Source organism: Paenibacillus sanfengchensis (assembly GCF_036864765.1).
GTDB classification, from domain to species: Bacteria; Bacillota; Bacilli; order Paenibacillales; family Paenibacillaceae; genus Fontibacillus; species Fontibacillus sanfengchensis.
The window spans coordinates 35,206-41,205 of record NZ_JBAGJC010000024.1 but is presented as its reverse complement, the minus strand read 5'-3'; the positions used below and the strand labels follow the sequence as shown (position 1 = coordinate 41,205).

The following is a 6,000-nucleotide window of genomic DNA, read 5'->3' as shown; positions in this document are numbered from 1 at the left end:
AAGAGGCTGTCCCAAAAGTCATCATAGATGACTGAGGGGCAACCTCTTTTAGTTTGTCAAACAAAAAGAAACCACTCTTTGGTAAAATGGAAGTACCACCAACCATTACCCAAAAGGAGAGGTTTCTTTTGTACATTCAATATACCATGGATCAACTCTGTTTACCAATGGATTTAGAAGAGGATATCCCCGAAAATCATCTCGTTCGCGTGGTTAACGCCGCCGTAAATCGTCTCGACGACGCTATCTTCGACCCGTCTTACCCTGGAGGCGGACGAGACAGCTACCATCCTAAAATGCTCACCAAAGTTATCATTTACGCCTACACACAGCGCATCTATTCCTCTCGCCAGATCGCCAAAGCTGTCCGCGAAAACATCATGTTTATGTGGATCGCGGGTCGTCAGCGCCCAGACTTCCGTACCATCAACCGATTTCGATCAGAACGAATGAAAAGCACACTGGAGACTGTGTTTACTGCCGTTCTTCAGTTTCTGGCAGAGGAGAACTACATACAGTTGGAGCATTATTTTGTAGACGGCACTAAGATTGAAGCGAATGCCAACCGATATACGTTTGTTTGGGGGAAGGCTATGGTGAAGCATAAAGCCAAGCTTCAGGAGAAAGTCCAGACCCTATTTGAAGCCATTGAGGAAGCGGAGAAGCAAGAAGAAGGAATTCACGAAGGTCGGGATCTTCTCGAGCTGGGTGAGTCCTCTACTATGACCAGTGAGAAGCTGGAGCAAGCAGTCAAGCAATTGGAAGAGCGCCTGCGGGAGAAACCGAAAGACAAGCCGCTCAAGAAGGCGGTGCGCACCCTCCGTAAGGACTTGCTTCCGCGTCTTCAAAAGTACGAAACACAACAAGCAATTTTAGGTACTAGAAACAGCTACAGCAAAACGGACCCTGACGCTACATTTATGCGAATGAAAGAAGACCACATGCGAAATGGTCAACTCAAGCCGGGATACAATGTGCAGATCGGCACCGAAAATCAATTTATTGTCGGTTACAGTTTACACCAGCGCCCGACCGATACGCGCTGCCTCATCCCGCATCTTGAAAAGTTAAAATCGCAGTTAGGAAAGCTCCCGGGCACCGTCATCGCCGATGCGGGCTATGGTGGTGAAGAGAATTATGACTACCTGGAGCAAAATGAAGTCGAAGCCATCGTCAAATACAGCACCTATCACCGCGAAAAGAGTAAGGCATGGCAAAAGGATATTAGTAAAATCGACAATTGGACCTATAACAGCGAACAAGATACATGGACATGCACGGCTGGGCAAACGCTCCATTTCCGGAGAGGGAGTAAGGAGAAAACAGAAAGTGGGTATGAAATCGAATACCGACATTACCGAAGCTCCGGCTGCGAGGGTTGTCCGTTAAAGCCGCAGTGTACACAAGCCCAGGGTGATCGTGAGATCAAAGTTAGTATGAAGTATTTGCGGTTAAAGAGCCAGGCAAGGCAAAAACTCCGCAGTGAAGAAGGTTATGCCTTGGCCGTAAGGCGCATGATCGAGCCGGAACCTGTGTTTGGCGATATGAAGAACAACCGAGGCTTTAAAAGGTTTCTGCTTCGAGGCTTACAAAAAGTAAGTCTGGAGGTCGGCTGGCTTTCCCTTGCCCACAATTTGCTTAAGAAAGCCGCCGTAGACTCCAAAAAAGAAGGAGCTAAGCGAAAACAGCCCGCTTAGCTCCTTCTTTTTTTACAAATATCATCCTATTTTGTTGGAGAGGGTGTTCCAAAGTTTACTTTTGGGACAGCCTCTTTGCGCTTAAGGAGGGGATTTACGATCCTCCGGTCCGGCGGCGCTGGTTATTCGGTTTTTTGTTGTTTTGGCTTTTCAACATTTTGGTTTGCTGGTTTCCCATCATACCCGGTTTGTTGGCGTTTAGCTGCTGCTGTTTCTTCTGCTGCAGCTTCTGGCGCATCGCTTCGGCCAGATCGATTTTCCGGGGTTCTTTGTTTTCCGACATCAAGATCATCTCCTCAAATAGAAGGGGGCATGCCCTTATTTTAAACGTTTTTAAATAAGCGTACAACGGGAATAATGAGCCTGGGCCGCTTTTGCCGGGGGCAACACTGTTTCTCTGGACTTACACGGATTTTATTTGCTACGATGATGTAACGATTTAGATAAAAGAGACCTTGTCATAAGGTCTGGAGGTGCAGGGGACTTGGATGTTTATGAGGATATACGCAAAGGGGAACGGGGAGCCTGGGTCAGTATCGCCGCTTATCTGCTGCTGTCGGCCTTCAAGCTGATCAGCGGTTACATATTCGCCTCCAGCGCTTTGCTGGCGGACGGCTTTAACAATTTAACGGACATTGTGGCCTCGGTCGCGGTGCTGATCGGCCTGCGGATTTCCCAGAAACCGCCGGATTCCGACCACGCATACGGACATTTCCGGGCGGAAACGATCGCCGCGCTGGTCGCATCGTTTATCATGGCTATGGTGGGCATCCAGGTCATTATCACAGCGGTGCGAGCTTTGATTGAGGGGAGCCATGCCGAACCGGATATTCTGTCCGCCGGAGTAGCCTTGATCTGTGCGGTGGCCATGGGCGGAGTCTATTTGTACAACCGTAAGTTGGCCACGCAGATCAATAACCAGGCATTGATGGCGGCGGCCAAGGATAACCTGTCGGATGCCATGGTAAGCATCGGAGCCGCGGTCGGTATTGTGGGAGCGCAGTTCGGCATTCCTTGGCTGGACGGGGTTGCCGCGGTGGCGGTAGGACTTTTGATATGCAAAACGGCGTGGGAAATTTTTCGCGAATCGACCCACAATCTTACGGACGGGTTCGACGAGCGGGAGCTTAGTGATTTAAGAGGGACTATCGCCCGGATTTCGGGGGTGGAGGGTATCAAGGATTTAAAAGCCCGCGTGCACGGCAACCATGTGCTTGTCGACGTTGTCATCGAAGTCAATCCACAATTGTCCGTTATAGAAGGGCATCATATCAGTGATTTGGTGGAGGAACGGATGCGGAAAATTAAAAATGTCATGCATGTCCATGTCCACGTTGAACCGAAATCGACGGAGCCGCGAAAAGAAAGCAGGCTGTAATACAAAAGGACGGGCCGGTTTTCCTGAATAGGAAAATCGGCCTTTTTTATATGCTTGCCTGCTAGGCAGATAGAAGTATATCGGTTTGAAAATGTATGCGGATCGACGGATTTAGACAAAGTTCGACATGGTCTATAATGGGAACAAGTCCAAAGAAAGGAGGGACGACACAGAATTCGCCTATAGACACCAAGAACATCCTCAGGAGGCATGAATATGAAACGAAGTATAGCTGTTCTAGCGATAAGCGCTGTAGTACTAACTACCTTTACGTCCATGCAACAAGAGGCATCAGCAGCAAACTCTCCTGCCATCATTCGAGGTCATATTGAGAACAGCGTGAATTTACGCGACAATCCTTCGCTTTCGGGGCGGGTCATCGGACTTTTGAAAAAAGGTTCGGATGTTACCGTTTTGGATCGGAGCAACGCTTATTTTTATAAGGTGCAAAGCGGGGACGGCGCGGTCGGCTATGTGAGCGCGGCGGAAAAATATATCAGCGTAACGGAAACGGCGGTAACTCCGGCGCCAAGTTCGCAAGGGACCCCGGCCGTCGTGGAATACGGCGTGAATTTGCGGGACAAGCCTTCCGCGTCAGGGCGAGTGCTCGGCATGTTGCCGAAAGGGACCCCGGTTTCGGTTCTGGAGCGCAGCAATCAATATTTCTATAAAATTGTTACAGGAGACGGGTTAACCGGTTATGTCAGTACGTCCGACAAATATTTAAAAGTCGGCGGTTCCGTTCCGGAAACCACTCCGGCAGCGCCAGCACCGGCTCCAACCCCGGAACCCCCTTCCTTCAGGGATAAAATCGAATCGGTGATCCAGACGGGGCAAAAGTATCTTGGCACGCCGTATGAGTACGGGTCGGACCGCAGCACAACAACGACCTTCGACTGCTCGGATTTCGTACGTCAGGCTTTCCGTGAGGCGCTCGGCATCGTTCTTCCCGCGGATTCCCGCAAACAGGGCCAATGGATCCGTGACAACGGCACCGCGGTTTACGATATCGCCAGTCTGAAGCGCGGTGATCTGGTCTTCTTTATGGAGTACCGTGGCTCCGCCGCATCGGCCTATAAAGGGGTGGACGTCAACAATGAACGGATTACGCACGTGTCCATCTATCTGGGTGACGGTCAAATGCTGCACACCTATTCGGCCAAATCGGGCGGCGTACGCATCGATAAGCTTGATGGATCTTGGGAACACCGTTTCTTGTATGGCGGAAGTGTCCTGAAATAATGAACTAAGACATCATAAGCACCGCAACGCAAAAATGCTCCGCCAGCAACAGGATACCCTGTCCGGCGGAGCATTTTTGTTGAAAGGATGACTTTATCGTCATCCTCTTATACATTAATAAGTAGGAGTGTAGCCTGGGCGATAAATCCAGGCTTTTCCGAGCCAGGTATAGATTTCAACCCAGTTGTTGCTCGTTTGGCCGGTCGGATTAACGGTTTGAGGCGCCAGGGCACTCAGTGTCTTGCCGCCCGGAGTTTCATAGAAATACGTAACCTTGGTAAGCGTAATCGGTTCTGGCGCAATAATGATTTCATCCGGAGTTATGATCGGTTCGTCCAAATCCACATAGGTGCTATTCGTAACACTGGTCCCTTCCGAAGTAGTTACGGTTCCCTCGACGGTCTGTCCCACGACGGTGGGAGCCGTGTTCGTATTCTCATTCGTACTCGTTGTGGCAGGGTCTGCGGATACGCCCGTCGCAAAAGCCGCGGTGAGAAGCACGGATGCGGTAAGTGCTGTTAATTTTTTCATAAATCTAATCCTCCTTCAACAGTATAAAATATATATTCTAATAGTTCATATAAACAGCCAACCAACCTAAGAATCATTTTTGTGGTAATTTTTTCTGCAGCAAGTTTCGGGGACTTATGGTAAATCAAAGGAGGTAACATGGGAAAAAAGAGACTTTTTATCGGATTTGTTCTCCTGGCGGCGGTGTCTATCGTCATCGGTTTGATTTTGTACATCCGTCCAACGGATCAACTGGATCTGCGGTATACCGAAATTTCCTGGAAGGACAAGCTCTTTGCGATGGCGGAAACCCGGCGGGCGGAATTGACGCTCTCCGAGCGGGAGCTTAACCAACTGGCCAAAAAAGCATTGACGGAGTACCTTGAGGAACACGACCTTCCGGTTACTGTAACCGGAGCGGAGTTTCAGTTGAATGGAGAACGGCTTGAAGCCCGCGTCCATGCGACTTGGGGGGCCTTGGAGGCGGGTCTGCGCGCCGGGTACCGGATGGAGTTTTCCGCCGGAAAACTTACGCTGACGCCCGAATTTCTTCGGGTGCGGCGTGTAGAGCTCTCACCGGGGACTTTTGGTTTGGAGCCGATTATCGTCCGGCTTGATGCGGCTCTCCCGGATGTAGTGAAGATCAAGGCGGTCGACTTTCAGGAGCATTCGCTGAAGATACGCTTTGCCTTGGACTGGATCGAGCTGGCCCGATATTTGGAAGGATTGCTGTAGGACAATAAGAAGAGAAAAGCGCGAGATGCCATGGTTGGGGCCTTGGCACTCGCGCTTTTTTAAATTTAGGAGAGAAGAAGGCTTTCCGTCATCTTATCTACAAGGAGCGGCTTCTTCCCGTGAACAGGGAAATCACAAACAGGACGAGGAAAATGAAGAACAGAACTTTGGCGATCGAGGCCGCAGCCGCGACGATATTGAAGAATCCGAATATTCCGGCAATCAGAGCGATGGCCAGAAAAATCATAGACCATTTCAGCATGCGAATCATCTTCCTTTCATCATAAATTGTTGTATAGTGGTACTTGGGAAGCATTTTTTGCCAACCGGTTTGCTTTCCGGAAGAAGGGCAAGCCAGAAGAACCGGTTCGCTTGTAGCTTTCATTAACCCGGGTATTTTGGTCTGAAACAAGCCCGTATTATGCAGTTTTTGGCTGT

The 6,000-nt window shown here is 49.8% G+C and carries 7 protein-coding genes; 4 read left to right on the top strand and 3 right to left on the bottom strand.

Translation table 11 applies throughout. The features are described from left to right. Positions 1–128 precede the first annotated feature (128 nt). Positions 129–1,697, top strand: a complete 1,569-nt coding sequence (locus tag V4U84_RS26040; protein WP_334077428.1) for an IS1182 family transposase — start codon at positions 129–131, stop codon at positions 1,695–1,697. Between the two features lie 94 nt (positions 1,698–1,791). On the opposite strand, the gene V4U84_RS26035 is transcribed toward V4U84_RS26040, so the two are convergent. Continuing rightward, positions 1,792–1,980, bottom strand: a complete 189-nt coding sequence (locus tag V4U84_RS26035) for a hypothetical protein (RefSeq protein ID WP_334076084.1) — start codon at positions 1,978–1,980, stop codon at positions 1,792–1,794. A 201-nt stretch (positions 1,981–2,181) separates the two neighbouring features. Between V4U84_RS26035 and V4U84_RS26030 the strand changes: the two genes are divergently transcribed. Continuing rightward, complete coding sequence (locus V4U84_RS26030; protein ID WP_334076083.1) at positions 2,182–3,075, top strand: cation diffusion facilitator family transporter; 894 nt, start codon at positions 2,182–2,184, stop codon at positions 3,073–3,075. 216 nt (positions 3,076–3,291) lie between these two features. After that, positions 3,292–4,317, top strand: a complete 1,026-nt coding sequence (locus V4U84_RS26025; RefSeq protein WP_334076082.1) for a C40 family peptidase — start codon at positions 3,292–3,294, stop codon at positions 4,315–4,317. Between the two features lie 114 nt (positions 4,318–4,431). On the opposite strand, the gene V4U84_RS26020 is transcribed toward V4U84_RS26025, so the two are convergent. Next, on the bottom strand, positions 4,432–4,848 hold the full coding sequence (locus V4U84_RS26020; protein ID WP_334076081.1) for a hypothetical protein: 417 nt from the start codon (positions 4,846–4,848) through the stop codon (positions 4,432–4,434). A 138-nt stretch (positions 4,849–4,986) separates the two neighbouring features. On the opposite strand from V4U84_RS26020, the gene V4U84_RS26015 reads away from it, so the two are divergent. Further along, positions 4,987–5,562 (top strand): hypothetical protein, encoded by a 576-nt coding sequence (locus tag V4U84_RS26015; RefSeq protein WP_334076080.1) that lies wholly within the window; start codon positions 4,987–4,989, stop codon positions 5,560–5,562. Positions 5,563–5,659: 97 nt separating this feature from the next. On the opposite strand, the gene V4U84_RS26010 is transcribed toward V4U84_RS26015, so the two are convergent. Continuing rightward, positions 5,660–5,824, bottom strand: coding sequence for a DUF1328 domain-containing protein (locus V4U84_RS26010; RefSeq protein WP_334076079.1), 165 nt, complete (start codon positions 5,822–5,824; stop codon positions 5,660–5,662). Positions 5,825–6,000 lie beyond the last annotated feature (176 nt).

Bases quoted from the DNA above. Each gene is read 5' to 3' on its own strand.
- V4U84_RS26035 (WP_334076084.1), bottom strand. From the start codon at position 1,980: ATGTCGGAAAACAAAGAACCCCGGAAAATCGATCTGGCCGAAGCGATG.
- V4U84_RS26025 (WP_334076082.1), top strand. From the start codon at position 3,292: ATGAAACGAAGTATAGCTGTTCTAGCGATAAGCGCTGTAGTACTAACT.
- V4U84_RS26020 (WP_334076081.1), bottom strand. From the start codon at position 4,848: ATGAAAAAATTAACAGCACTTACCGCATCCGTGCTTCTCACCGCGGCT.
- V4U84_RS26015 (WP_334076080.1), top strand. From the start codon at position 4,987: ATGGGAAAAAAGAGACTTTTTATCGGATTTGTTCTCCTGGCGGCGGTG.
- V4U84_RS26010 (WP_334076079.1), bottom strand. From the start codon at position 5,824: ATGCTGAAATGGTCTATGATTTTTCTGGCCATCGCTCTGATTGCCGGA.